Origin of the sequence: Thiomicrospira pelophila DSM 1534 (assembly GCF_000711195.1) — a bacterium.
Lineage (GTDB): Bacteria > Pseudomonadota > Gammaproteobacteria > Thiomicrospirales > Thiomicrospiraceae > Thiomicrospira > Thiomicrospira pelophila.
Window position 1 is genome coordinate 1 of sequence record NZ_JOMR01000001.1, and the last position, 24282, is coordinate 24282.

General features: G+C 45.7%; 27 protein-coding genes. 17 read left to right on the plus strand and 10 right to left on the minus strand.

Annotation, left to right across the window (positions count from 1 at the left end):
* The 7 genes from N746_RS0100005 to N746_RS0100035 form a co-directional block, all read left to right on the plus strand.
* On the plus strand, positions 1–167 hold a 167-nt coding region (locus tag N746_RS0100005), incomplete at its 5' end, for a phosphoribosyl-ATP diphosphatase (RefSeq protein WP_029933306.1).
* 25 nt (positions 168–192) lie between these two features.
* Positions 193–513, plus strand: a complete 321-nt coding sequence (locus N746_RS0100010) for a histidine triad nucleotide-binding protein (protein ID WP_029933307.1) — start codon at positions 193–195, stop codon at positions 511–513.
* Between the two features lie 71 nt (positions 514–584).
* Complete coding sequence (locus N746_RS0100015; protein WP_029933308.1) at positions 585–851, plus strand: twin-arginine translocase TatA/TatE family subunit; 267 nt, start codon at positions 585–587, stop codon at positions 849–851.
* Between the two features lie 26 nt (positions 852–877).
* The gene (gene tatB, locus N746_RS0100020; RefSeq protein ID WP_029933309.1) at positions 878–1354 is read left to right on the plus strand and encodes a Sec-independent protein translocase protein TatB; all 477 of its coding nucleotides are present in this window, start codon (positions 878–880) and stop codon (positions 1352–1354) included.
* Between the two features lie 15 nt (positions 1355–1369).
* Positions 1370–2362 carry a twin-arginine translocase subunit TatC gene (gene tatC / locus N746_RS0100025; protein ID WP_029933310.1) on the plus strand — a complete coding sequence of 331 codons (993 nt, stop codon included), beginning with the start codon at positions 1370–1372 and terminating at the stop codon, positions 2360–2362.
* 52 nt (positions 2363–2414) lie between these two features.
* Positions 2415–4076 (plus strand): thioredoxin domain-containing protein, encoded by a 1662-nt coding sequence (locus tag N746_RS0100030; protein WP_162173021.1) that lies wholly within the window; start codon positions 2415–2417, stop codon positions 4074–4076.
* Positions 4077–4083: 7 nt separating this feature from the next.
* Complete coding sequence (locus N746_RS0100035; RefSeq protein ID WP_029933312.1) at positions 4084–4782, plus strand: zinc metallopeptidase; 699 nt, start codon at positions 4084–4086, stop codon at positions 4780–4782.
* Between the two features lie 13 nt (positions 4783–4795).
* Here N746_RS0100035 and N746_RS0100040 read toward each other — a convergent pair whose 3' ends face one another.
* Positions 4796–5851, minus strand: a complete 1056-nt coding sequence (locus N746_RS0100040) for a FecCD family ABC transporter permease (RefSeq protein WP_245603300.1) — start codon at positions 5849–5851, stop codon at positions 4796–4798.
* 114 nt (positions 5852–5965) lie between these two features.
* Here N746_RS0100040 and N746_RS0100045 point away from each other — a divergent pair, with 114 nt between their 5' ends.
* The 4 genes from N746_RS0100045 to N746_RS0100060 all read left to right on the plus strand — a co-directional run bounded on the left by N746_RS0100045 (position 5966) and on the right by N746_RS0100060 (position 10313).
* Positions 5966–8002, plus strand: a complete 2037-nt coding sequence (locus N746_RS0100045; RefSeq protein WP_211245116.1) for a heavy metal translocating P-type ATPase — start codon at positions 5966–5968, stop codon at positions 8000–8002.
* Between the two features lie 9 nt (positions 8003–8011).
* Positions 8012–8530 (plus strand): HugZ family pyridoxamine 5'-phosphate oxidase, encoded by a 519-nt coding sequence (locus N746_RS0100050; protein WP_051678409.1) that lies wholly within the window; start codon positions 8012–8014, stop codon positions 8528–8530.
* A gap of 172 nt (positions 8531–8702) precedes the next feature.
* Positions 8703–9569, plus strand: coding sequence for an RNA polymerase sigma factor RpoH (rpoH, locus tag N746_RS0100055; protein WP_029933316.1), 867 nt, complete (start codon positions 8703–8705; stop codon positions 9567–9569).
* Between the two features lie 69 nt (positions 9570–9638).
* Positions 9639–10313 (plus strand): YoaK family protein, encoded by a 675-nt coding sequence (locus N746_RS0100060; protein ID WP_029933317.1) that lies wholly within the window; start codon positions 9639–9641, stop codon positions 10311–10313.
* A gap of 47 nt (positions 10314–10360) precedes the next feature.
* Here the strand turns inward: N746_RS0100060 and N746_RS10510 are convergent, their stop codons facing one another.
* The 4 genes from N746_RS10510 to bioH all read right to left on the minus strand — a co-directional run bounded on the left by N746_RS10510 (position 10361) and on the right by bioH (position 13643).
* Entirely contained in the window at positions 10361–11242 is an 882-nt protein-coding gene (locus N746_RS10510; protein ID WP_162173022.1) for a pentapeptide repeat-containing protein, read from the minus strand.
* A 293-nt stretch (positions 11243–11535) separates the two neighbouring features.
* Positions 11536–11907 (minus strand): SirB2 family protein, encoded by a 372-nt coding sequence (locus tag N746_RS0100070; protein WP_029933319.1) that lies wholly within the window; start codon positions 11905–11907, stop codon positions 11536–11538.
* A 4-nt stretch (positions 11908–11911) separates the two neighbouring features.
* Positions 11912–12847, minus strand: coding sequence for a malonyl-ACP O-methyltransferase BioC (gene bioC, locus N746_RS0100075; protein WP_029933320.1), 936 nt, complete (start codon positions 12845–12847; stop codon positions 11912–11914).
* Complete coding sequence (bioH, locus tag N746_RS0100080; RefSeq protein ID WP_051678411.1) at positions 12840–13643, minus strand: pimeloyl-ACP methyl ester esterase BioH; 804 nt, start codon at positions 13641–13643, stop codon at positions 12840–12842. Before bioH ends, bioC begins: the two co-directional genes overlap by 8 nt.
* Positions 13644–13853: 210 nt before the next feature.
* On the opposite strand from bioH, the gene N746_RS0100085 reads away from it, so the two are divergent.
* On the plus strand, positions 13854–14063 hold the full coding sequence (locus tag N746_RS0100085; RefSeq protein WP_029933322.1) for a cold-shock protein: 210 nt from the start codon (positions 13854–13856) through the stop codon (positions 14061–14063).
* A 217-nt stretch (positions 14064–14280) separates the two neighbouring features.
* On the plus strand, positions 14281–14778 hold the full coding sequence (locus N746_RS0100090) for a DsrE family protein (protein ID WP_029933323.1): 498 nt from the start codon (positions 14281–14283) through the stop codon (positions 14776–14778).
* A gap of 66 nt (positions 14779–14844) precedes the next feature.
* Here N746_RS0100090 and bioF read toward each other — a convergent pair whose 3' ends face one another.
* Both bioF and bioB read right to left on the minus strand, forming a co-directional pair.
* On the minus strand, positions 14845–16014 hold the full coding sequence (gene bioF / locus N746_RS0100095; protein ID WP_029933324.1) for an 8-amino-7-oxononanoate synthase: 1170 nt from the start codon (positions 16012–16014) through the stop codon (positions 14845–14847).
* 8 nt (positions 16015–16022) lie between these two features.
* On the minus strand, positions 16023–17015 hold the full coding sequence (gene bioB / locus N746_RS0100100; protein WP_029933325.1) for a biotin synthase BioB: 993 nt from the start codon (positions 17013–17015) through the stop codon (positions 16023–16025).
* A 61-nt stretch (positions 17016–17076) separates the two neighbouring features.
* Between bioB and N746_RS0100105 the strand changes: the two genes are divergently transcribed.
* The 4 genes from N746_RS0100105 to N746_RS0100120 are packed head-to-tail and all read left to right on the plus strand — an operon-like array spanning position 17077 to position 20449.
* Complete coding sequence (locus tag N746_RS0100105) at positions 17077–17751, plus strand: ComFC family protein (protein ID WP_051678412.1); 675 nt, start codon at positions 17077–17079, stop codon at positions 17749–17751.
* A gap of 44 nt (positions 17752–17795) precedes the next feature.
* Positions 17796–18392: a flavin reductase family protein gene (locus tag N746_RS0100110; RefSeq protein WP_029933327.1), complete on the plus strand. Its 597-nt coding sequence runs from the start codon at positions 17796–17798 to the stop codon at positions 18390–18392.
* Positions 18393–18430: 38 nt separating this feature from the next.
* Complete coding sequence (locus tag N746_RS0100115; protein ID WP_029933328.1) at positions 18431–19315, plus strand: cation diffusion facilitator family transporter; 885 nt, start codon at positions 18431–18433, stop codon at positions 19313–19315.
* A gap of 12 nt (positions 19316–19327) precedes the next feature.
* Positions 19328–20449, plus strand: coding sequence for a glycerate kinase (locus N746_RS0100120; RefSeq protein WP_038125780.1), 1122 nt, complete (start codon positions 19328–19330; stop codon positions 20447–20449).
* 29 nt (positions 20450–20478) lie between these two features.
* Here the strand turns inward: N746_RS0100120 and N746_RS0100125 are convergent, their stop codons facing one another.
* From N746_RS0100125 to N746_RS0100135, 3 genes are read right to left on the minus strand one after another with little or no spacing between them, the layout of a single operon-like run.
* Positions 20479–22254 (minus strand): sugar phosphorylase, encoded by a 1776-nt coding sequence (locus N746_RS0100125; protein ID WP_029933330.1) that lies wholly within the window; start codon positions 22252–22254, stop codon positions 20479–20481.
* 11 nt (positions 22255–22265) lie between these two features.
* Entirely contained in the window at positions 22266–23477 is a 1212-nt protein-coding gene (locus tag N746_RS0100130; protein WP_029933331.1) for a glycosyltransferase family protein, read from the minus strand.
* The gene (locus N746_RS0100135) at positions 23474–24256 is read right to left on the minus strand and encodes an HAD-IIB family hydrolase (protein ID WP_029933332.1); all 783 of its coding nucleotides are present in this window, start codon (positions 24254–24256) and stop codon (positions 23474–23476) included. Before N746_RS0100135 ends, N746_RS0100130 begins: the two co-directional genes overlap by 4 nt.
* Positions 24257–24282: the final 26 nt, after the last annotated feature.

A 24282-nucleotide genomic window follows, 5' to 3' on the forward strand; every position in this document is an offset into this window, starting at 1 on the left:
CCAAAGACGGCGATAGAGAACACTTAATTTACGAAGTCACCGACTTATGGTTTCACAGCCTAGTGTTGTTGGCACACCAAAACTTATCGAGCGCCGATGTTCTAAAAGAACTAGAGCGCCGATTTGGACTGTCTGGATTAGTCGAAAAGGCCCAGAGAGAACAATAAAACTTCACCCAAGAGAGATCCTCCTATGATTACCGAACCGACTTTATTCACACGTATTATTAATAAAGAACTGCCCGCCGAATTCGTCTATGAAGACGATAAGTGTGTTGTCATCAAAGACATCAACCCAAAAGCTCGCGTGCATTTATTAATTATTCCCAAAAAGCCTATCCCAACCTTGTTCGACTTGAAACCTGAAGATAAAGACCTCATGGGACACATGATGCTACTTTTGCCACAAATAGCACAGTCGCAAAACTTGGACGGCTTCAAAACCCAAATTCACACTGGCGAAACTGGCGGTCAAGAAGTGTTTCACGTACATATACATTTACTTGGTAACTAATCACTTATTTTGCTATTATTTAGCGTTTGCGATTTAGCAGACAATTAACCCTGTTTTAAATGGAGCACATTATGGGCATCAGCATCTGGCAACTATTAATTATCCTAGCCATCGTTTTGGTTATTTTCGGTGCAAAACGTTTGAAAAACGTCGGTAGCGATTTGGGCGGTGCAATCAAAGGCTTCAAAAAAGCCGTGAGTGATGAAGACGAAAAAAAGGCCAAAGAAGCTGAAGAACTAAAGTTAGAAGACACCGCTGACAAAAAAGGCAACGTCTACGACACTGAAGCGACTGAAAAGAAAACTGCGGATTCTGACGAAACCAAACCTAAGGTTTAATGCGCCCGGCGCCCGAGGTTTAGATCATGTTTGATATCGGCTTTCTCGAAATCATTATTATCCTGATCATCACGTTGATGGTGATCGGGCCTGAGCGTATGCCTGAAGTGGCACGCAAAGCGGGTGAGTTTGTGCGTAAAATGCGTAATTTCATCAACTCAGTAAAAGATGATTCCAACCTGAGAGAAACCGTTCGTGAGCTGCAAGATGCGGTGGATGTGCAAGAGCATAAACGTGAATTTGATCACATTAAACAAGACCTTTATAAAGGCTTTGAAGATGTGCAAGATCAAATTAACTTCGATGAACTTCAGCGTCCGTTTGGCAATCCCGAACCAACCCAAGCCGATATTGATCAAGCCCAACGTCAATTGGAATCCACCAACGACGTGGCACAAGACGAAGCCCCAAAACCCAAATCAAGCGATAAAGCTGAGAAAAGCCAAACTGACTCTATTCAGAAGGTAAATCCAGTTGAATCCGCTCCTAAAACGAACGTATAACGACATTGGCCCTGCATGAGCAATAGCGCACTTCCCCCTCACGATCAAGAAATGACGCTGGTTCAACATCTGTTGGATCTTCGAAATGCGGTAGCCAAAGCCGTTATCGCGGTTTTAGTATTGTTTTTAGCCCTGTTTCCGTTTGCAAATGATTTATACGTTTACATTGCTGAGCCTCTAACTCGTTTTATGCCAGTTGGCGCCAGCATGATTGCGGTTGGTGTGGCTTCACCGTTTTTAACACCCTTTAAACTAAGTTTAATCTTAGCGATTTACCTCGCCATGCCTTACTTGCTGTATCAGTTCTGGACCTTTATTGCGCCTGCACTTTACCAGCATGAACGCCAACTGGTTGCGCCCATTTTATTCTTTAGCTCATTTTTGTTTTACGCTGGCGGTGCATTTGCCTACTATGTGGTATTTCCTCTAGTATTTGGCTTCTTATCGCAAACCGCCCCCGAAGGCGTCACGATTGCGACCGACATTTCGCTTTATCTCGATTTTGTCATCAAAATGTTCTTCGCCTTTGGCCTATCTTTTGAAGTGCCAGTGGTGGTGGTCTTATTGATATTGACTGGCATGGTTAAATCTGAGTCGATGTCTCATGCACGACCCTACGTGATCGTGGGTGCGTTTGTACTGGGCATGTTGTTGACACCACCTGACATTATTTCACAAACCCTTTTAGCCGTCCCGGTTTGGCTGCTTTACGAATTGGGCGTCTTGGTGGGAACCTACATTGTTAAACGTAAAGGCTTAGACAAAGAAGAATCAAAATCCGCTGATGAAAACGAATCAAACACATCGACCTATCGTTCAAAAATGGACGAAGAAGGTTTTGACGACCGTTATGCCGATCAAGTTGATGACGATTTCGATTATGACGCTGAGTTTGATAAGATTGATGCAGAAATGTCTGCATTAAATAAAGAATCTTCAAAACAAAATGAATCTAGCAAAGATGGCGGCTCAAATCCCGATAAGCCTAAGGATGGAGATAAACCTTAAGGCTTATTTAGACCGCTTAGACACCTACAAAATAGGGCTAAGCGGAGGGCTTGTGTTGTCATTTTTCATCGCCAGTTTTTCAGCTTTCGCAAGCCCGCTTAAAAACCATCCGTCCGCCTACTTGGCTATGCACGCAGAAGACCCAGTTAATTGGCAGCTTTGGCAACGTGCCACCCTTAACCAAGCCAAACAACAAAATAAACTGATCTTTATTTCTTCCGGCTATTTCGCCTGCCATTGGTGCCATGTGATGCAGCAAGAAAACTATCATGACCCTCAGGTAGCGGCTTTACTCAACCAACATTTTATTTCGATAAAAATTGACCGTGAACTATCACCCGACCTAGATGATCATCTATTAGCATTTGCACGTCGAACCACCGGGCAAGCTGGCTGGCCACTGCATGTTATCTTAACGCCTGACGGTTACGCGTTCAGTAGCTTCGTGTATTTACCCAGAGAAGATTTGATTACACGTCTTAATCGTACTCAACAGCTTTGGCAAACCAATTCCAACACAATTATCCGACTTAGCCAAGAGTCTAACCAAACCTTATCGTTTAAATCCTTAAGCACCGATCAACTCAAACAATCATTACTAAGCCAACTTCCCCGCCAAATTGATGAGTTCGCTGGCGGCTTAAATGCCACCCAAAAATTTCCCAACAGCCCATTACTCAAAGCCTTACTGCTTGAAAAAAATCTTGATACCAATATCTTGACCTGGTTAGAAACCACGCTTGAAGCCATGCAATCCGAGCATCTTTATGATCATATTCATCACGGCTTTTTTCGCTATACCGTCGATCCGTCTTGGCAAGAACCGCATTTCGAAAAAATGCTCTACGACAATGCCCAATTGAGTGAGATTTATTTTCTAGCCGCTGAGGTATTTAAACGCGAAGACTTTTTGCAGACGGCGCAAAACACCTTGCTTTATATCGAAACCGAACTCATGAGCCCTTTAACCGGTTTGGCACAATCTAGCCAATCCGCCATTGATGAAAAAGGCTTGGACGGGGGTCGCTACTTATGGACACCTCAGCAACTCAAACAAGCACTTAGCCCTGAGCTATATCAGCAAGTGCACCAGGCCTGGTCTCTTGACCAAGCGCCGCCTTTATTAAATTACGGCTGGCTACCCAAACCGATTGATGACCACCAGGCCTGGTGGTCAATTCAATCTCACTTAAGCACCAGGCCTGGTATTACCGATGATAAACAGTTAATTGGCTGGAATGGTTTATTGCTCAGCGCTTATGCTCAGGCCTTTAAAACCACACAAAATCCGAGCTACCAACGCACTGGACATGCCCTCGCCCAACGTTTGAGTCAATTACTATTACTTGACCATGCGCCGCGCGCCGTTAATAACCAAGGCCAATTTTCTGACGCTGCGGGATTAGAAGACTTTGCTTATACTTTGGCTGGTTTAGAAGACTGGCAAGCCGTCAGTCAACTTGACTTGTCCAAGCCAATTCAGCAATTACAAACCAAAGCAAACCAACTGTTTAAAACCGAAAACGGCTGGGCGACTAATCAAGAAAAGCTTCTGCCAACCCAGCAAATACAGTGGGATTATGCTGACAGTGCAACCCCTTCCAGTACCGCTTTATTGCATTGCGAAAACCCAACCAATAAACAAAGCATTCAGGTAGAATCCGCCCTACCACTTTGGCGTTATGCCAGTTATTTAATTCAGAAGGATTGTTAAACCGAATATGGCATTTCTAATTATTGGCTTGGTTTTGTTGGCGATTATCAGCTTTGTTCCACAATGGTGGACGCGCGCCATTCTTAAAAAACACAGTCAACCTCACCCTACTTTACCGGGCAATGCGCACGCATTTGCCGAACACTTGCTTAATAAATTCCAACTTAACGATGTTCGCATCGAAGAACTACCGGCCGACTCTGCTCATGGTGACCATTATGATCCAATCGAAAAAGTGGTACGTTTGAGCCACCAAAACTTTCATAGCAATTCATTAACTGCGATTGTCACCACCGCACATGAGATTGGGCACGCGTTACAACACCAAGCCAATTACGAACCACTACTAACGCGAACCGAAATGGTCGAACGCTCGCAATGGCTGCAAAAATTCAGTGGAATTGCACTCATGGCCACGCCGGTTTTAATTCCCCTCATGCACACGCCGATTATTGGTATGGTCACGTTTGCCGCCGGTTTTATTGCAATGGGGATTCCGGTGCTGATTCATTTATCCACTCTGCCCGTCGAGTTTGATGCCAGCTACAAACGCGCTTTGCCTTTACTGGAAGAAGGCGAGTACCTGAATAAAAAAGATATGAAACGTGCACGCCACATTTTAACCGCCTGCGCCATGACTTATGTCAGTAGCAGTTTAGCCAGCTTGTTTAACCTCTGGAAATGGTTCAGCGGCTTTAGACGTTAATAGAAAAATAAGTTTAAACGTGGAGCCGATGGCGTTGCTTTAGTAACAACCATAAAAAAAATGGCCCGCCCAGCGCGGCGATCAATAAGCCAATTGGCAATTCACTCGGCGCAATTAAACTACGTGCCAAACTATCAGCGGCCACCACTAACAGCGCGCCCATTAAACCACTTAACACTAATAACCAGCGGTGATCCGGCCCTACTAATAAACGCACTAGGTGCGGCGCAATTAAACCCACAAAGCCAACTACCCCCGCCACGGCCACACTCGCCCCCACGGCTAACGCGACCAAAGTGACAATAACAAATTTTAAGCGTTTTACATGCACCCCTAAATGGCGTGCACTGGCTTCACCCATTAAATAACGATTCAGATCCATCGCCCATAAGGGCAGAATTAGCCAGACTAAGAACATCGGCCACCAAATCATCATCACCTCACGCCAACTCGAATGCGCCAACGAGCCAAACGCCCAGAAAGTTAAGCTACGCAAGGCTTCATCACTCGCCCAGTAGGCTAATAAACCCGTGGCCGCCCCCGCCATCGCATTAATTGCAATACCCGCCAATAACATAAGCGCGACATCAGTGGTGCCACGATAGCTCGCCAAACGATAGATCAACCAAGTTACCGCAAGGCCGCCCAGAAAAGCCGCCAACGGAATGGCTAAACCCAAACCGACCCAATCCAACCACCAAGCTGGGCCAAACACAATCACTAATACAGCGGCTAAGGCTGCGCCACTCGACACACCCACCAGGCCTGGATCGGCTAACGGATTGCGAAACAACCCCTGCATCGCCGCACCAGCCATACCTAAACCCGCGCCGACGGCAATCGCCACCAATAAGCGTGGTAAGCGAATTTCCCACACTACCCAATGAGCTTCCGACTGACTTGAAATCAAAGCAAGCAAAACCTCGGACCAACGCCAATCAATTGCACCCACTTGCAGCGACATAAGGCTTAATAACGCCAACAGAATGAGCAAGCTAATTAAGGCTAATTTAGGAGAGTTTAATAAACGGTTTTGCATTTCAATACGCCATTCAATAGATGCCAACATTGTACCCACTCTTACACCGCTAAACATTAATTAGCTAGCTTTTTGACTTTTCTCAGTGACATGCTTAGGATGAAATGACTGTTCCTTATTCTTTTTTAAAAAAAGGGGGCCTAGATGACACACGACCATCATAATCACGATTCGCATTCTGAACACCCATCACACTCGCATCATGACCATGGTCATGACCAACATGCGGGCCACAGCCCAGAAATGTTTCGTGCCCGATTTTGGCTATCACTATTAATGACCTTGCCGATCGTATTTTGGTCTGGCCATATTCAATCTCTAGTCGGTTACGATGCGCCCGAATTTTGGGGTTCAGATTGGATCGCTCCCTTGTTGGGTACCGCTATCTTTGTTTATGGTGGTCTAGTATTTTTAAAAGGCGCCTGGCATGAAATAAGTGCCCGATTACCCGGCATGATGACCTTAATATCACTCGCGATCCTGGTGGCATTCGTATTTTCTTGGATTGTTCAATTAGGTTTGATTGATGCACAAGCTCTTTGGTGGGAGCTCGCGACTTTAATTACGATTATGTTGCTCGGTCATTGGATTGAAATGCGCTCCATCAATCAAGCGCAAGGTGCGTTACAAGAACTGGCTAAATTATTGCCCGACCAAGCCACCCGCTTAAAAGGCGATCAAGAAGAACAGGTCGCCGTAAGTGAACTTAAAACCGGCGATATCCTATTAGTCAGGCCTGGTGCCAGTATTCCGGCCGATGGCGTGCTTAAAAAAGGTAAAAGCGACGTTAACGAATCCATGATTACCGGCGAATCCAAACCCGTTAGCAAACAGCCCGGCGACAACCTGATTGCCGGCACCATTAATGGCAGCGGCTCTCTACGACTTGAAGTAACAAAAAGCGGTGATGACACCAAATTATCTGGCATTATGCACTTGGTTAAAGAGGCGCAACAATCCAAATCCGGCGCACAGCATCTTGCAGATAGAGCGGCTCGCGCCTTAACGGCCGTCGCGATAAGTGCCGGTGTTATCACCCTGATTGCTTGGCAATTTGTCGGGGCCGATATCGAATTCTCGATCGTGCGTGTCGTCACCGTATTAGTTATCGCTTGCCCGCATGCGTTAGGTTTAGCCGTGCCATTAGTGATTGCGATCTCCACCAGTTTAGGCGCAAAAAACGGCTTATTAGTACGCGACCAACGCGGGCTGGAGCAAGCTCGCAACCTCAATACGATTGTATTTGATAAAACCGGCACACTCACACTGGGCGAATTTAGAGTCGTTAGCCAAACCACACAATCCTTATCAGATGATGAGGCGCTAGAGATTGCGGCCAGCATCGAATCGGAATCCGAACACCCAATTGCCCAAGGCATCGTTCGCACCGCCAAGGATCGCAAGTTAAACATTCCTTCAGCGCACAACTTTGAATCCTTAACCGGCAAAGGCGTATCAGCTCAAGTGAATGGTAACGACTATTTAATGGGCGGCGCCAACTTATTAGAATTAGAAAAAGTGGAACTTAGTGACGAATTAAAACAAGCCACTAATAAAGCTGAAGAACAAGGTCATAGCGTTATTTATCTTCTACATCAACAACAAGCCATCGCATTATTTGCCGTCGCCGATGCATTGCGTGAAGAAAGCAAAGCCGCGATTAAAACGCTACACCAACTCGGTATTCAAGTGGCGATGCTGACCGGGGATGCGAAAAACGTTGCCGATGCGGTAGCAAAAGAACTTGGCATTGATCAAGTATTTGCCGAAGTGTTACCGGAAGATAAAGCTTCAAAAATTAAGGAACTTCAAAAAGGCGGTCGCAAGGTGGCGATGGTGGGCGATGGCGTAAACGACGCACCCGCTTTAGCGACGGCGGATATTGGCATCGCAATCGGTGCCGGTACCGATGTCGCGGTCGAAGCGGGTCATATTGTGCTAGTGCGTTCCGACCCACGTGACATTCCGCGCATTATTACTTTATCAAAAGCCACCTATCGTAAAATGCTACAAAACCTATGGTGGGCGGCTGGTTACAATATCGCCGCGATTCCTCTCGCCGCTGGGGCATTAGCCGCTTGGGGTGTTTTATTATCACCCGCTGTTGGCGCGATACTCATGTCGGCCAGTACCATTATTGTCGCCATGAATGCGCAACTTTTACGGCGCGTACAACTTTAGGTTAATCAAATGAGCAAAAACGACCCTCAATCAGTCTGGCTTCAATTTCAGCAGTTTATCGAAACTTTTCAAACGGCTGTGATTGCTAGCCTCTCCGCTGATGGGGAACCCGAGGTAAGTTATGCACCCATTATTCAGCACCAGGCCTGCTTTTATATTTATATTTCGCAATTGGCCAGTCATACCCAAAACCTTATCGACCATCCGCAAGCGGAACTGTTGTTTATTGAAGACGAATCTAGAGCCAACAATCTATTTGCGCGTGAACGAGTAAGGTTAAAAATCATCGCTGATGTGATTCCAAGAGATTCTGGGAATTGGCAAAAAATCATCGCATTATTTAGCCAACAGCATCCTCAAATGATGTCGTTACTCTCGAGCATGCAAGATTTTCAACTCTTTAAACTCACCCCTCAACAGGCTCATTATGTGGCAGGCTTTGCACAAACTTATACCCTAAGCGGCGCGCAACTTACTGAGGTGCGACAAGTGTTAGCTGAGCGCATAGCTCAATCAAAAAACACTTAAAACAATCCCAGACAAACCTTTAGTCCGACTTTAACTATCCCTCCTAACATACTGTTATAAAAGAGAATGCCACCCCACCCGTCAACATAAATAATGCGACTACCACTTGCTTTTTTTATTCAAAAGTGTTATTTTAAATAGATCGAAAAAACAACCTAAGAGGTCGTGAAAAATGACAACTACTGCGCTTACGATTCAACAGCTAACGCCAGGCAAAAACCTGGATAGTTATCTGCGCACAGTTCGCACGCTTCCTCAATTAAACGCTGAGGAAGAACGTGCATTAGCTGAGCGCTTGTATTATCAACAAGACTTAGAAGCGGCTCGTCAACTGATCTTGTCTTCACTGCGTTATGTGGTACCGGTAGCACGCAGCTATAAAGGTTACGGCTTACCGTTAAGCGACTTAATTCAAGAAGGCAACATCGGTTTAATGAAGGCCGTTAAGCGCTTTAATCCAGAAGAAAAAGTACGTTTAATGACTTTTGCCGTGCATTGGATTCGCGCAGAGATTAACGAATTTGTCATCAAAAACTGGCGTATCGTTAAAACCGCCACCACTAAAGCACAACGTAAACTGTTTTTTAAATTGCGTGGTGCCAAGCATGCGCTTGAATGGTTTAGCGATAAAGACGCAGACCGTGTGGCTGAAGACCTGGGCGTAACTCGCGCCGACGTGCTTGAAATGGATAGTCGTTTATACGGCAAAGACATTCAAGTCGACATGAGCTCGGATGAGGAAGAAGAGCGCGGTTATAACTCTCCAATCTTAATTAGTCATGAATTAGATCCAGAAACTCACTGGGTACGTGAAACGGAAGAATCACGTCAGACTGAGCTTATGCAAGCCGCACTTAAGCAATTGGATGAACGCAGTTTAGACATTATCCGTTCACGTTGGTTAGGTGAAAATAAGCTTGGATTAAAAGAGCTTTCAGAAAAATACGGTGTTTCGATGGAACGTATCCGCCAAATCGAACAACAAGCGATGAAAAAAATGAAAGCCGCTTTAAATCAAAGCATTACACTTAGCGCCTAACAAAAATCAAACTAATTTATTTGCGCCCTTTTAGGGCGCTTTTCATTTCCTCTACTTAACAGCAACTTAATGAATCAAAACCCCTTTTCTATTCGTAACTTTATGCTGCTAGGTAGCTTTATGGCCTTGCAGGCTGGTTATATCAATACCATTTTATTTTTAGAATTTGGCCTACCCGTCAGCCAAATGACCGGCATTATGTCGCGTTTAAGTGAAAGTGTTTACCAACATAACTGGTCACTGGCGTTTCATGCCAGCTTGGTTTTTGTTGGATTTATTTTTGGCGCACTCATATCAGGCCTGGTGATTGGCGACAGAGAAAGTCCACAAGACCGGCGTTTTGCTTTAGGTATGATTTTACTCTCGACCAGCCTATTCGTCAGCGCCTGGCTAGCTAGCGCCATGCACCTAGCGACACTTTTTACCACTGCTTTTGCATGCGGCTTACAAAACGCCCTCACCGCAAAATATCGTGGCTTACAAATGCGAACCACCCACGTCACCGGCATCGTTACCGATCTGGGTGTTTATTTAGCTAGAATGATTAAAGGCCAAGGCTGGCCTTGGCAGGCCTGGTTGCTCATTTTACTGATTGTCAGCTTTCTGGTTGGCGGCGTACTAGGCATACTCATGTTTGCATTCTGGTATGGCGCAAGCTTACTCATCCCCGCCCTAGCCTGCATTCCGATTGCGCTAGCCTGGCTAAGGCTAGCGCACAAAAGCCAAAGTCCGTTCCGCCAGTAAAACAAACCCAGAAAACTTTAAGCTAACCACCTGGCCTGGTGGTTAGCTTAAAGTCGAACAGTCGATGGCCTCCAAGCCTTATAAACCTCATCAAACTTATTACCAAGTACTTCCACTGACCAGTGTTTAGGCCGCTCCATACCCTCTGGCAAAGTTACACTAGCGTCCGCAAAAATTTCATTTAACTGGCTTTGCTCAATTTTTTTGCAACGCGACAAATCAACATTTCTCATTGTTACCCACATAAAACGCTTAAACTTTGTGAAGTCAATGCCGTCAAGTTGAGCATTATTTGAAAAACAAGCTTGGCCGATTTCAGCGTTTTTAACATATGCAAAAGGTAAAAGTGTGTTTTCAAACTTAACATGATACAGCTTCGCATCATCAAGCTTAGCCTTGTACATTCTTGCTAGCTTGAAGCTTACTTGATAAAAGTTTGCATCAACTAAACTTGTTTCAGATAAATCAGCGTCTTCAAAGGTGGAGTTTGAAAAATTTGCTCTGTCAAAATTTAAACCCTTTAAAACTGTTTTATCTAAATTAAGATTGCTTAAATCAAGTTCATAACTTTTTTGACGTTCGAGTTTTATTTGGCTGGAGCTTCTACGACCAATTACTGTTAGTGCAATCTGAATATCTAACCTCAGCTTTGAACTCACATGGTTAGGCTCCAAAGCATTCTCTCGAATATAGGCACACAGGATTTCCATAATTTGAATATGGTCACGTAAAGAATCTTGTGCAATGCGCTCTAACGCATAAATTGAACCAATACGCACTTCCAGATTGGGTTGAGTAAACTCGCTACTTGTTTTACCGTCTTTGCTAACTTGTTTAACGGTTTTTTCTGCGCCCAAACCCTCTACCGCTTTATTAATGCGGTCAGTTATATGGCCTTGTTCTTTGACTTTATAATCTTGATGCGCCACCCAAGTCCGCCAAATAATAAAGGGCGCACTTAAAATGGCTGCCATTAGGGCCGCAAAACCAAAACTCGGTTCAACAGTATCAACCTTCAAGCCAAAGGAACTAAGTGTGGACTCCCAGTCCCAGGCGTTAAGTTCAACTACTTGAAAAAGCAGGTTATAGACGACTAACAAAGCAAGAAAAAAAAGCGGCACAAAAAATAGCAAGGCCAAAGCGAGCAGGAAATTCCGCCCGCTTTTTAGCCATTGTGTAATTTTTTTAAATAAAGCTACAAACTTGCGCCACATTGCTTGCATTAGAACGGCCAAACAACCTTATGTACCGCTACTGCAACGATATAAAACAATACCACTAAAGCAACTAACCAGTAGATGGCTTTTTGAGCACGGGTTTTGGCAAAACGAAACGCCATTAAACCTAAACCAATATAAGCAACCAAACCTAGAATTTTGGCGACAATCCAAGGATCGGTGAAACTAAAGTCGGTGACCATCACAATCCCGATGGCAGAGACTAATAGCAAGGTATCCACAATATGCGGCAGAATTTTAACCGGCTTTTTGGCCACCCAGCCTTGGTTAAAAATATGCCCAATACCGCGACCGAAAAATCCGACAATGCTTAACAACACCGCCACTTTGTGTAATAAAACTAATCCGAAATACATAAGCTTAACTCCCTGGTTTTAATTGATTTTGAAACTGGTCTAACGTGATTTCATATACCCCGGACTTATTACGCCCCGGACCTTTGATTATCTCTTGTGCCGCCCAAGCATGGCCGTGCACGATTTCGTAACTGGCCGGAATTTTGCCTTGTTTGCGCGCGTGTTCATACGCATCCAACATAGCTTTAAATCGTTTTTTCCCCGTCAATCCTGATGAGCGTTCGCCTTGTGCGTTGGTTGCTCCAATGGCTTTTAAATCGCGCATCACGCCTATGGGCTCATCATAAGTTAAGGTGTAATGCTCGACATCCATAACGGGCTGCCCAAAGCCGGCGCGAATTAACGCATCGCCTAAATCATGCATATCAATAAAGTGATTCATACGTTGATGACCGGCTTCGCCTTCTACCCTTACCCAGGCCTGGCGCAATTCTTTTAAGGTGTCCGGCCCTAAACTGGTGAGCATTAACAAGCCTTCCGGCCGTAACACTCGACGAAACTCGGCTAACACCGCATCTAGATCGTCACACCATTGCAGCATAAAATTGGTGACGATCAAATCATGACTCGCATCGGCGATGGGTAAAGCATAGGCATCGGCTTGAATTAAGTCCACCGGACATTGCAACCAACCCAAACGCGCGGACCAACTTTGCGGTAACCACTTAATGATCGGGCGCAGTAAACGTTGCTTGGCTTGTTGTAACATAGTATCGGACAAGTCCAATGCCCTAATCTGTGCAGCGGGATAACGTGCAAGCAGTCGCTCGGTTAAAAATCCAGTGCCAGCGCCAACATCCAATACCTGCTTTACATCCAGTGTGATTAAGTCTAAACGTTGATCTAAGTTCTGTGCGGATAATTTTTGCAATACCGCCGCCTCATCATAGCGAGCCGCGGCTTTTGAAAAGTGCTGGCGTAAATGTTGACGATTAACCATGCGCACCATCCTGTAAAAACACGATCACTTTCTGTGCGGTTTGTTCGGGGTGTGAGAAAAACGGGATATGCGCGGCGCCTTCAATCATGGCAATTTGCGCCTTGGGTTGAAGCTGCGGTAACTGTTTTACAATCTCAGGTGGCACTAACGGATCTTTTTCGCCCAGCAACCATAAGGTCGGGGGTTGGATTAAGGCTAGATTTTGGCGCATATCAATATCACGCAATAACTCTAAACCCTGTAACAAGCCCGCAAAGCTTGGCAAGCTGCGTGTTTTCATCTGACTGGTGTAGTGTTTAATCAATTGGCGCGCGCCATCCGAACCTTGCAACTGCAGCTTCCAAAACCGACTTAATAAAGCCCAGCTATCCAGACCAAGCGCTTTAATAAAGTTGCTCATTAATTCCGGTGAAACTCCCCATTTCCAATTACCGGCCTGTACAAAGCAGGGGGTTGAAGCCAAGCAAATTAAACGAGAGATTCGTTCTGGATAGGCTTCGGCTAGTTGCTGGGCAATCAAACCGCCCAACGACCAGCCTAACAAATAGGTTTGAGGGGGCAACACATCTGCCACCGCATCCAACCAGGCCTGGTTAAGATCATCACCGGCTTGTAAGTCCAACTTGGGACTGTCGCCAAAACCCGGCAGCTCAATTAAAGTCACCTCATAATGGGGCGCAAGATAGGTTTCTGCCCAATCTCGCCAAACAGCATTTTGAGCGCCCCAACCATGAATGAGACAGAGTGATTCACCCTTTCCAAAGGTTTCGGTATGCAATTTAATACTGGATTTCATGATTTAGCTCAAAAAAAGTGGTGTATGGATTGTAACGATTGCGTGCCGTCAACGCCATAAAAAAGGCGCTTATTTGCATTTAGACATCTAACTGCGTGAACTTCTTAGTAAATAATTCATATATAACGATACTTTTTTAAAAACTTGGTGATACAATGATCAAGCGTCATTAAGTTTGATGACGTTTTATTTGTTTTTTTTGAGGTAGTTATGTCAGATTTAGTAACAGGCACCGTTAAATGGTTTAACGATGAAAAAGGTTTCGGTTTTTTAGCACAAGAAAATGGTCCAGATGTATTCGTACATTTCCGTGCCATCAATGGCAACGGCCGTAGAACCCTAGCTGAAGGTCAAGCAGTGACTTTCAACATTACTGAAGGTGAAAAGGGCTTACAAGCGGAAAACGTTACAGCACTTTAATCCTAATTTGTTGCTCTAACACTTGTGTTTAAGCAGCCGGAACCGTGAGATTGATTTCAGCCTCGCGGTTTTTTTATATCTAAAATTTACACAGGCACTTCGGTTGACCAATCGTGTAAGCATTGCGGATTATCCTGATTCAAGCCAACAAGCCTTCAGACTTTTCTTTATACTTATAACCATAACCATTTTGTGTATTCGTTTAAGGAGTTTTGTGATGCGTTTTCTACAAATATTTGCGATTAGTTTAATCACTACCTTGGGTTTTAGTTCTCCGTCAATGGCTGCGGATAAACTTAAATCGGTGCCTGAAATTAAAGGTCCAAGTCAAGATCGCTTTCCAGGCGACCCTGCCAGTCACAAAGTGGTGTATATGTTTAACCAAGCCGATGAAGGCTATCAAACCAGCATCCTCAACTCGATTCAAGCGATGATTCGCCAATATGGTGGTGACGTTGAAATAGCGGTTGTTGTAATTGGACCGGGCATTCATGTTTTAGCTAAAGAGCCTAAGCGCGAAGTGCCGGACTTAATTTATGATCGTGTTGAAAGTTTTGCAAAAGACTATAATGTACGTTGGATAGCGTGTGGTAGTACCATGCATACGATTGGCTGGGAAGATAAAGACATTCGCCCATTTGCAGAATACGTCGAAGTCGGCGCCTCCGCTTTAATGGAGCTGCAAGCGGCCGGCTTTAGTTATATTGCCTGGTAAATCAATTACTACCAGGCCTGGTAGCTTATAAATGGCTAAAATTAAACGAGCCTTAAGCTATTTAGTTTAAGGCTCGTTTTTTTGTATGTGATCCAAAACAGCTAACAATTGTTCAATGTGCTCAACTTGATGTCCCGCACTTAAAGTGATGCGTAAGCGTGCTTGGTTTTTTGGCACGGTAGGCGGCCGGATTGCGGCAACCCATAAACCTTGCTGTTTCAATTTTTCACTCCACGCCATCGCCTTGGCGCTATCCCCCAATAAAATTGGTTGAATAGCACTTTCTGAAGGCATTAAATCCAAACCTAGAGCGACAGCCCCTTCTCGGAATAAGCGAATATTGGCATGTAACTGATCACGTAAATCTTCGCCTTCGCGCAAAATTTTTAGTGCGGTGCGGGTGGCGAGCGCATTCATGGGCGACATGGCGGTGGTATAAATAAACGGTCGTGCAAACTGAATTAAACTTTCAATCAATACACTCGAACCCGCTACAAATGCACCGGATGTGCCAAACGCCTTGCCAAATGTGCCGACTAGCGCGATATCAGCTCCAAGCTTAAGCCCAAACTGATCAAAACTACCTCGCCCTTCTGCACCCAACACACCCAAACCATGTGCATCATCCACCAACAACCAGGCCTGGTGCTTATTAGCTAAAGCTTGCAGTTGACGAATATCGGCTAAATCACCATCCATACTAAACACACTATCGCTCACGATTAACGTAGGTGCTTCGGACGATTCTAGACGTTTTTCTAAAGTTTGATAATCAAGATGCGGGTAACGCTTAAAGTCGGCACCACTGGCTAGTGCGCCATCAATCAGCGAAGCATGATTGAGTTTATCACCCAGAATCAGATCGCCTTTTTGCATCAAGGTTTGCTGCACCGCTAAATTCGCCATATAACCGGTCGAAAATAACAACACACGCTCCACCCCCAACCAATCGGCCAATTCATCTTCTAATAGATGATGGTGCAAATGGTGCCCTGTCACAAGATGTGCCGCCCCCGATCCCCAGCCTGCGGTGTTATCGTCACACACCGCTTGCTTTATACGCGGATCAGCCGCTAAACCTAAATAATCATTCGAGCAAAAGTTGATCATCGGCAAACCATTAATTTGCATTTGCGGATTCTGCGGGGAAAGCGCCAACGGGCGTTGGCGATAAAGGGATTGCGCTTGTCGTTCGTCTAACTTAGGTTGAAAACGATCCGCGATAGTGGGTTTCATGACAAAACTTAAGCCGACTCTTCTTCAATGTGCGCTTTAGATTGGGCTTGCATATTTAAACCAAGCTTTTTAAACAACTGCACATCACTATCCGCTTCGGGGTTGTCAGTGGTTAATAACTTATCGCCATAGAAAATCGAGTTGGCTCCAGCAAAGAAGCACCAGGCCTGGGCTTGTTCGTTGAGTTCCATGCGTCCGGCGGACAAACGTACATATGACTGCGGCATTAAAACACGCGCGGTCGCGATCACACGGATAAATTCAAACGCATCGGTTTGGCCTTTCATGTCCGCCAAAGGCGTACCCTCAACCGGCACCAATAAGTTGATTGGCACACTGCCGGGATGGTTATCCATATTCGCAAAGGTGCGCAATAATTCGACACGATCTTTATGTTGTTCGCCCATGCCGATAATCCCACCGGAGCAGACATTGATGCCGGATTTCTGCACTTTATCAATCGTATCTAATCGATCTTGAAAGGAACGCGTGGTGATGACTTTGGAGTAATAAGCTTCTGACGTATCGAGGTTGTGGTTGTAATAATCTAAGCCCGCTTCTTTAAGTGCGGCAACCTGGTCATCATCCAGCATGCCTAATGTCATGCAGGTTTCCATGCCTAAATCGCGCACCACTTTGACCATTTCCAGCACCACCGGAAAGTCTTTTTTATTCGGATTACGCCAAGCCGCGCCCATGCACAAACGCGTTGCGCCTTTGGCTTTGGCTTGCATGGCTTTATCCAGTACTTCTTGCACCGCCATCATTTTTTGTTTTTCTAAACCGGTGTCATAGCGTGAGCTTTGTGAACAATACGAACAGTCTTCCGCACAACCGCCCGATTTAATGTTGACCAAGGTGCTAATTTGCACTTCGTTGGGCTCAAAGTTCATACGGTGAACCGTATGCGCTTGAAACATCAAGTCATTAAAAGGTTGATTCATAATGGCCTTAATTTCTGCCGAGGTCCAATCGTGACGAATTTGTCCTAAAGATTTCATTTCGAGACTCGCGTTTAAAATAAGCGGTTATTATAACGATTATTCAACCAGGATTTGGAAAATGCAGTGGCTTGAAAAATGGCTATTTCCGCCCACTTGCGTCATAACGGCGGTTACGACCCAAAAACATGACTTAGATCCGGCCTTTATTGCTAAATGGCAAATAGGGTCAGACGTCTGTCCGCGTTGCGCCGAGCCTAGTCCGCAGGGTTTATTGTGTGGGCATTGTCTCTCCCAGCCACCGCGCGTCAGTCGAACCCAAGTCGCGTTTGCGTTTGAAGATGAATTGCGCGATTTGATGTATCAATTTAAATATCATCAGCAATTACATTTAAGCCGCCTGTTTGCCGAGTTGTTAGCCCCACAACTCGATGCGCAAGGGATTCAAGCCATTATTCCGATTCCACTACATCGCACCCGTCTACGAGAACGTGGCTATAACCAAGCGTTTGAATTAGCGCGAATGTTAAGTCCAATGCTGAATATTCCAATCATATCGGCCTTAACACGCCCCATTGCTACGCCTAATCAAACCCAACTCAAAGCCAAACAACGCCGTCAAAACCTCAAACAAGCTTTCGCGGCCGATGCGGCCTTATTAGAAGGGTTAGATCAGGTCGCGCTACTGGATGACGTTATTACGACTGGCGCCACCATGCAAGCCGCCGCTAAACAACTTGAATCCGCAAAACCAGGTCTGGTGGTTGAAGCTTGGGCGGTTGGCAAAACACACTAAGACGGATTGTTGTAAAATGAATCTTGGTTTAAGGGGAGGTTAATATGTTTAAGTTTGTATCCGAGTTAAGTCCACCGGAAATCTATCGCTATTTAGTCGGCGCAATCGTGCCACGTCCGATTGCTTGGATCAGCACCCAAAACGCCGAGGGTGTACAGAACTTAGCGCCTTATTCGTTTTTTACGGTGGCGAGCGTAAATCCACCAGTGCTTGCGGTAACGCATATTCCATCTCGTACCCAAGCCGAAAAAGATACTTTAAAAAACCTGCGTACGAACCCACAGTGCGTGATTAATATTGTCAGCGCAAACCAAATCCAACAAGCCAATGCAAGCAGTCAACCGCTGGCTAATAATGAAAGCGAATTTAAACAATTCGATATCACTTCCACGCCCAGCCAACAAGTTGAACCGGTTAGTGTCGCCGACTCGAAAGTGCGTTATGAGTGTAAACTGCGTGACCTCGTTAGCATCAGTGCGGGCGGCCAGTTAATTTTATTGGATTTGATTGGTGTATTTGTCGATGACAACTTAATCAAAGATGGCCTGATTGATTCGGCACAACTGGACGCCGTTGGCAAAATGGGCGGCGATGACTACAACCTAACCCGCGAATTAATCAAAGCCAAACGCCCAGATTAAATCCAGTTATTCATTTATTACAACTTTTGAGACCCAATATGCATTCACACCCATCTCCCCACCACAACCATACAGCTAAACCCGATGCCAAAAACCAACGTAAAATTGTCATCGCAGCCACCTTAACTTTCACCTATATGCTGGTGGAAGTGGTCGGCGGTCTCTGGGTAAACTCGATCGCGCTGATTGCGGATGGCATGCATATGCTGACCGATTCGATTGCCTTAATCATCGCTTGGTGGGGTTTTCATATCGCGCAAAAACCAGCCACTGAACGCATGACTTTTGGTTATCAGCGGGCGCAAATCTTAACCGCGTTTGTGAACGGGGCAGCCTTACTATTAATCGCGACCGCTATCACAGCGATGGCGATTGAACGCATGTTTAACCCACAAGAAGTGATGGGTGCGGAGATGTTTATTATTGCCATTGTTGGCTTAGGCATTAATTTAACCGTATTTGTCATGCTGCATAGCGGTGATCAGAAAAACCTAAACATGCGCGGAGCAACCCTTCACTTTATGGGCGACACCTTGGCATCCATTGCCGTGATAACGGCTGCGATTATTATCTATTTTTCAGGTTGGAATATTGTCGACCCAATTTTGTCGATTCTAGTCGCCGCCATTATCGCGTTTAATGCCTTTAAACTCACACGTTCAGCCGCCACGATTTTATTGGAAGGCGTGCCAGCCGGTTATGAAATCCAAGCCATCAAAGACGACCTGTCTGAACACTTTCCATACCTTGAGCAAATTCACCATATTCACTTGTGGGCGATTGCAGAACAACAGGTGATGATGACCCTGCACGCTAAAACCGATTTAGCGCATATTAATGATGACACCTTGTTTGAAATTAAATCCTACCTAAACGATCGCCACGCAGTACACCACGTGACCTTACAACTCGAAACCTTATAAAAGGCGATAACCATGCGCAGAATTCTACTTGCCCCAGACAGCTTTAAAGGCTCACTCACCGCGGTAGAATTTTGTCGGATCGGCGCGCAGGTTATCCAGCGTCACTGGCCAGATATTCAAGTCATTCAACGCCCCTTGTCAGATGGTGGCGAAGGTTTTGTGGATGCGATGGTAGAATCCGGCCGCGCCGAACGCCGAGTGATCAACAGCCTTGATCCGTTTGAGCGTCCGATTCAAGCGGCCTTTGCTTGGCAAGCCGATAGCCAAACCGCGATTATCGAAATGGCGCAAGCGTCCGGCCTTCCCCTGTTGAGCAAGCAAGAGCGCGACCCGATGCGAGCGAGCACCTCTGGAACAGGCCTGGTGATTAAGGCGGCACTCGAATTAGGCGCTAAACGCATCATTTTGGGTTTAGGCGGAAGCGCAACAAATGACGGCGGCGCAGGTGCTTTACAAGCACTAGGTATTGGATTGCTGGATAAGCAAAACCAACCGATCAAACCGGGAGCAAAAGGCCTGGTGCAATTAGCGCAAATTGGTGAGATTCCGCAGGAGTTATTGGGTATTGAGTGGCATCTGGCTTGTGATGTCACCAACCCATTACTAGGCGAGCAAGGCGCGACCGCGGTTTATGGTCCACAAAAAGGTGTGACCCCGCAAACTCATGCCGAGCTTGAACAAGCCCTAGCCAGCTTTGCCGAGTTAATCGAACAACGAATTGGTCATAACATAAGCACCAGGCCTGGTGCTGGTGCAGCGGGCGGTATGGCCGGCGGGTTTATGGGGGTTTTAAATGCAAAGACGTTTAGCGGCTTTGAATTGCTCGCCAACACCATTGGCCTGAATCGGACATTTGAGCAGGGCCTGGACTTAGTGATTACCGGCGAAGGCCGCATGGATGAGCAAACACGTAACGGCAAATTGCCGATGAAATTGGCCGAAATGTCGCAAAGCTATAATGTGCCGATCTTAGGCATTTGCGGTCAGCTCAATGTCTCCACTGAACAAATGCCAGAATTTATAGGTTTGTTCAGCCTAGTGCATTGCTTGACCAATGAAGCCGATGCCATGCAACAAACCGAAGCTTGGCTGGCCGATACGCTTTATAGCTCGCTCAAACTTTACCTGCACTAAGCGTGTACCTAAAGCACCAGGCCTGGTGCTTAACTGGTGCTCATCGCCCATAACGGACTGACACTATCCACATTATCCGGCATTAACCACAGCACTTGATAAGGCTGCAATATCAGTGGCTGGCTTGTGGGTTGATAATGCTGATGATCTAAAATATCCACCCAACCGGACGCACTGTCTAGGCCAGTTTCATGCTGAATATCAAGCTCTTTTACTTCGCTGGTTAAGTTAAAAATCGCCAATAACGGAAAGTCCAACTCATTCACGCCGCGCCAAATCGCAAAAAAACTTGAACCAAAATCCAACACCTTTTGGGATGTATCAGGATGAAACGCCTTGTGTTTTTTACGCCGCTTTAACACATGAATTAAACGGTTTAAAACTTGTAAATTGGACGTATTTTGCCCGTCCAGCAAAGCCTTTAAATAATGTTTCTCCCATTTTTTACGGTTAATGCTTCGTGTTCTACCGGTGCGCTCGACTCCGATTTGATCGTTTTCAGTCGCCAGTAAACTGTGAATATAAACAGCCGGAATCCCCTGCAAACTCAGCATAATTAATTGCGAGCAAATAAAACGATCCACCTGCCATTGATCTGGCCCTTGACTGTTGCAGGTTTCACGAAATGCACTGAACAAGGCAATGTTAATTTCATAGGGCGACTCTGAACCATCTGGCCGAGTCCGCATCGAGATATAACCACCCTGACGGTGCATGCCGGTGATCAAATCCTCAATTTCTCGCTGCGGTAAAATGCCTTCGACCGGACGCAAACCGATACCATCATGCGAGGCGGTAAAATTTAAAAAGTTACAACCATCGACTGGCGGTTTAAGTTGTTGCGCCCACTGAGTTAAATAATAACCATCACCACGATACAAGGCATGCAACACCAAGGGCGCTAAACTAAATTGGTACACCAAATGCGCTTCATCTTGCTGACCAAAATAAGATAGGTTTTCGTTGTGCGGCACATTGGTTTCGGTTAGCAGCATGCCGTTTGGATTGACCAATTCAAAGACATCTCGAATCAGTTTTACCACTTCATGGGTTTCAGGCAGGTGAATGCAGTTGGTGCCGAGTTTTTTCCATAAAAATGCAATCGCGTCTAAACGCAAAATATGGGTTTTTTGTTTAACGTAAAATAACAACACTTCGATCATCTTCACCAACACAGCCGGATTCTCGAAGTTCAGATCAATCTGATCCGCACTAAACGTCGCCCAAACCATTTTACGACCGCGGTGTGTATAAGCCGGCACCAGCAAGGGCGAATTTCTTGGCCGCACCACCATCGACACATCCTCGCGCCCATCCACCTCAATAAAAAATTGATTAAACGGCGCGACATCGGCTTTGTAATCGGTAAACCATAAACTCTCACGCGAGATATGATTGATCACTAAATCGACCATCAATTTATAATCCGAACTGATCGCCTGAATATCTGGCCAGTCCCCAAAGTCGGGCTCAACCTTGACATAGTCAATCACTGAAAACCCATCATCCGAGCTGAACGGAAAAAACGGCAATAGGTGAACAGTATTGACTGCATCCTTGACATAGTCTTGCAAAAAATCACGTAATACTTGCAAAGGTGGGTGTGGTTGCTCAGTATCAATCAGGCTGTCGGCATAGCTAATTAACACCACATCTTCTTGGTTCCAGCGTTCGCTATCCAGCTCAGACTCGACACCGCAAATTTGAATCAAACGGTGTAATTCCTGATAGGCATCTTTCGCCGACTCCAGCGGATAGAGTTTTTCTAAACGATGTTTAATGCGCTCAAATATCTCTTGGCTCATGGGCTCAACTCCTAGGCATTATCCTGTTCTACCGCGTGTTTGAGTTCGTCTAATATATCAGGAAACGCACTAATCACCCGGTTCCAGTTCGCTACAAACGGACGCTCATCGTGCATTTCCATAAACGCCTCACCCGCCACTAATAAATTATCTGCAAATAACTCCACCACGCGCTCCTCTTCATGCCGATCTAACGATAACCCGTTCATCTCGGCATCAAACGCATACGACTCCAGCTGATCCAAAGCCGTACGATGATAAACCGCACGAATCGTGCGTATGGTTTGGCGTGAAAACTGATGGCCACTGGTGGCTAGTTTGCGGTACAGGGATTTGGCAATATCCTGACTCATGCGTGATAAACCGGCATTGACATCATCAAACGACACTTTTTGATGTTTGTGGTCGTAACGATCCGCAATCTCAACTTGGCATACACGACGGTTAGAATAGTTACGCCGTATTTCAGCCAAAATCCCAATTTCCAGCCCCCAATCACTCGGAATCCGTACATCTTTTAATGCCGTCACCTCAAGCGCAAACTCACCCGCTAACGGGTAACGAAATGAATCTAAATAGGTAATTAAATCGTCTTGCCCCAAAACTGTTTCTAAACTTCGTAATAGCGGAGTCACCAACAAACGTGCAACACGACCATTCATATGCCCATCCGAATAACGTGCGTAGTAGCCTTTTGAAAACACAAAGTTAAAGGTTGGATGTGCGACGGGATAAAGCAGACGTGCCAGCATCTCGCGCTCATAAGTGAGAACATCACAATCATGCAGCCCAACCACCGATGTTTTTCCCGAAGCCAAAATGTAACCAAAGCAGCCCCACACATTTTTGCCCTTACCCGGTTCGGTCGGTGCTAAACCCAATTTTTTAAGTGGCTGCATGACTTTATGCAATCTTGGTCCATCGTTCCAAAGAATTTTATGTGGCTGCGGTAAGCGTGAAAAAAAATGCTTAGCATGCTCAAATTGTGCTTGATCCGCTTGGTCCAAGCCAATCACAATTTCAGATAAGTAAGGCACGCGCTCTAACTCATCTAAAATACGCGTTAAGGCCTCACCCTCAAGCTCACTATATAAAGAAGGCAACACTAAACCCATCGGACGTTCGCGTGAAATATTCACCAAATCCCACTCAAGCTCGGATAAGTCGCGCCGAGTTAAATTGTGTAGGGTTGTGATTGTGCCGTTTTGAAAAAAATCACTCATTCTGCCTCCTTTAATACCCACCGATTGACCGCTTCCACCCAGCCATCTGGAGCAGATTGTTGTGCCTGATAGATTTGATTATTTGATTGCAGGGTTAAATATCCGCCATTCGCATCGGGCATCACCACCGCGATGTCGGCCATTTCAAGCATCGCCCGGTCATTTTCACCATCACCTAGCGCAAGTAATTGCCAAGCGGACTGAGTGCTTAAGTAATGATGTTCATTGTTGAGTAGGATTTTGAGTGTGCTGGCCTTTGAGTGCTGCGCCATCACATGATAAAAGCGGCCGCCTTTCTGAAGTTGCAAACCTTGTTGCTTAAGCGCTTGTTCAAATAGCACCAGGCCTGGTGCTTCGCCTAACCACAGAATTGGCTCGGTCACTTCGCGCTGCATTGCATTTAGCGCATCTGGGTGTTTAAGCCCGGTGTGTTGCATCACCTGTTCGACGCTCCAATCACCAAAGCCTTCAAACTGCCAACCACTTTGCTCTCGCCAGTGGTTTAAAAAAGTACGTATTTGCTTGATCGGACGACCCACTAAATCCGGTGGATTTTGACCAACTTGCATGACCCCGCCATTTTCAGCAATCACCGGCCAAGTCAAATCTAGCCGTTGGCGCCACTTGGTAAGCTCAGCTAGCGTTTTACTGGAATTCAAAATCACGGGCACATCCCGCGCTTTTAATTGCGACAGTAGGGGGATAATGCCGGTGTAATCATAGGTCTTATGATTTAATAAGGTGCCATCTAAGTCGGTTGAAATCAGCCAGCAAGCCATTACACCTCTCCTAATACGTTGTTTTT

Coding starts and splice junctions, on each gene's coding strand:
- N746_RS0100010 (WP_029933307.1), top strand. CDS start 193: ATGATTACCGAACCGACTTTATTCACACGTATTATTAATAAAGAACTG.
- N746_RS0100015 (WP_029933308.1), top strand. CDS start 585: ATGGGCATCAGCATCTGGCAACTATTAATTATCCTAGCCATCGTTTTG.
- tatB (WP_029933309.1), top strand. CDS start 878: ATGTTTGATATCGGCTTTCTCGAAATCATTATTATCCTGATCATCACG.
- tatC (WP_029933310.1), top strand. CDS start 1,370: ATGAGCAATAGCGCACTTCCCCCTCACGATCAAGAAATGACGCTGGTT.
- N746_RS0100035 (WP_029933312.1), top strand. CDS start 4,084: ATGGCATTTCTAATTATTGGCTTGGTTTTGTTGGCGATTATCAGCTTT.
- N746_RS0100040 (WP_245603300.1), bottom strand. CDS start 5,851: ATGTTGGCATCTATTGAATGGCGTATTGAAATGCAAAACCGTTTATTA.
- N746_RS0100045 (WP_211245116.1), top strand. CDS start 5,966: ATGACACACGACCATCATAATCACGATTCGCATTCTGAACACCCATCA.
- N746_RS0100050 (WP_051678409.1), top strand. CDS start 8,012: ATGAGCAAAAACGACCCTCAATCAGTCTGGCTTCAATTTCAGCAGTTT.
- rpoH (WP_029933316.1), top strand. CDS start 8,703: ATGACAACTACTGCGCTTACGATTCAACAGCTAACGCCAGGCAAAAAC.
- N746_RS0100060 (WP_029933317.1), top strand. CDS start 9,639: ATGAATCAAAACCCCTTTTCTATTCGTAACTTTATGCTGCTAGGTAGC.
- N746_RS0100070 (WP_029933319.1), bottom strand. CDS start 11,907: ATGTATTTCGGATTAGTTTTATTACACAAAGTGGCGGTGTTGTTAAGC.
- bioC (WP_029933320.1), bottom strand. CDS start 12,847: ATGGTTAATCGTCAACATTTACGCCAGCACTTTTCAAAAGCCGCGGCT.
- bioH (WP_051678411.1), bottom strand. CDS start 13,643: ATGAAATCCAGTATTAAATTGCATACCGAAACCTTTGGAAAGGGTGAA.
- N746_RS0100085 (WP_029933322.1), top strand. CDS start 13,854: ATGTCAGATTTAGTAACAGGCACCGTTAAATGGTTTAACGATGAAAAA.
- N746_RS0100090 (WP_029933323.1), top strand. CDS start 14,281: ATGCGTTTTCTACAAATATTTGCGATTAGTTTAATCACTACCTTGGGT.
- bioF (WP_029933324.1), bottom strand. CDS start 16,014: ATGAAACCCACTATCGCGGATCGTTTTCAACCTAAGTTAGACGAACGA.
- bioB (WP_029933325.1), bottom strand. CDS start 17,015: ATGAAATCTTTAGGACAAATTCGTCACGATTGGACCTCGGCAGAAATT.
- N746_RS0100105 (WP_051678412.1), top strand. CDS start 17,077: ATGCAGTGGCTTGAAAAATGGCTATTTCCGCCCACTTGCGTCATAACG.
- N746_RS0100110 (WP_029933327.1), top strand. CDS start 17,796: ATGTTTAAGTTTGTATCCGAGTTAAGTCCACCGGAAATCTATCGCTAT.
- N746_RS0100115 (WP_029933328.1), top strand. CDS start 18,431: ATGCATTCACACCCATCTCCCCACCACAACCATACAGCTAAACCCGAT.
- N746_RS0100120 (WP_038125780.1), top strand. CDS start 19,328: ATGCGCAGAATTCTACTTGCCCCAGACAGCTTTAAAGGCTCACTCACC.
- N746_RS0100125 (WP_029933330.1), bottom strand. CDS start 22,254: ATGAGCCAAGAGATATTTGAGCGCATTAAACATCGTTTAGAAAAACTC.
- N746_RS0100130 (WP_029933331.1), bottom strand. CDS start 23,477: ATGAGTGATTTTTTTCAAAACGGCACAATCACAACCCTACACAATTTA.
- N746_RS0100135 (WP_029933332.1), bottom strand. CDS start 24,256: ATGGCTTGCTGGCTGATTTCAACCGACTTAGATGGCACCTTATTAAAT.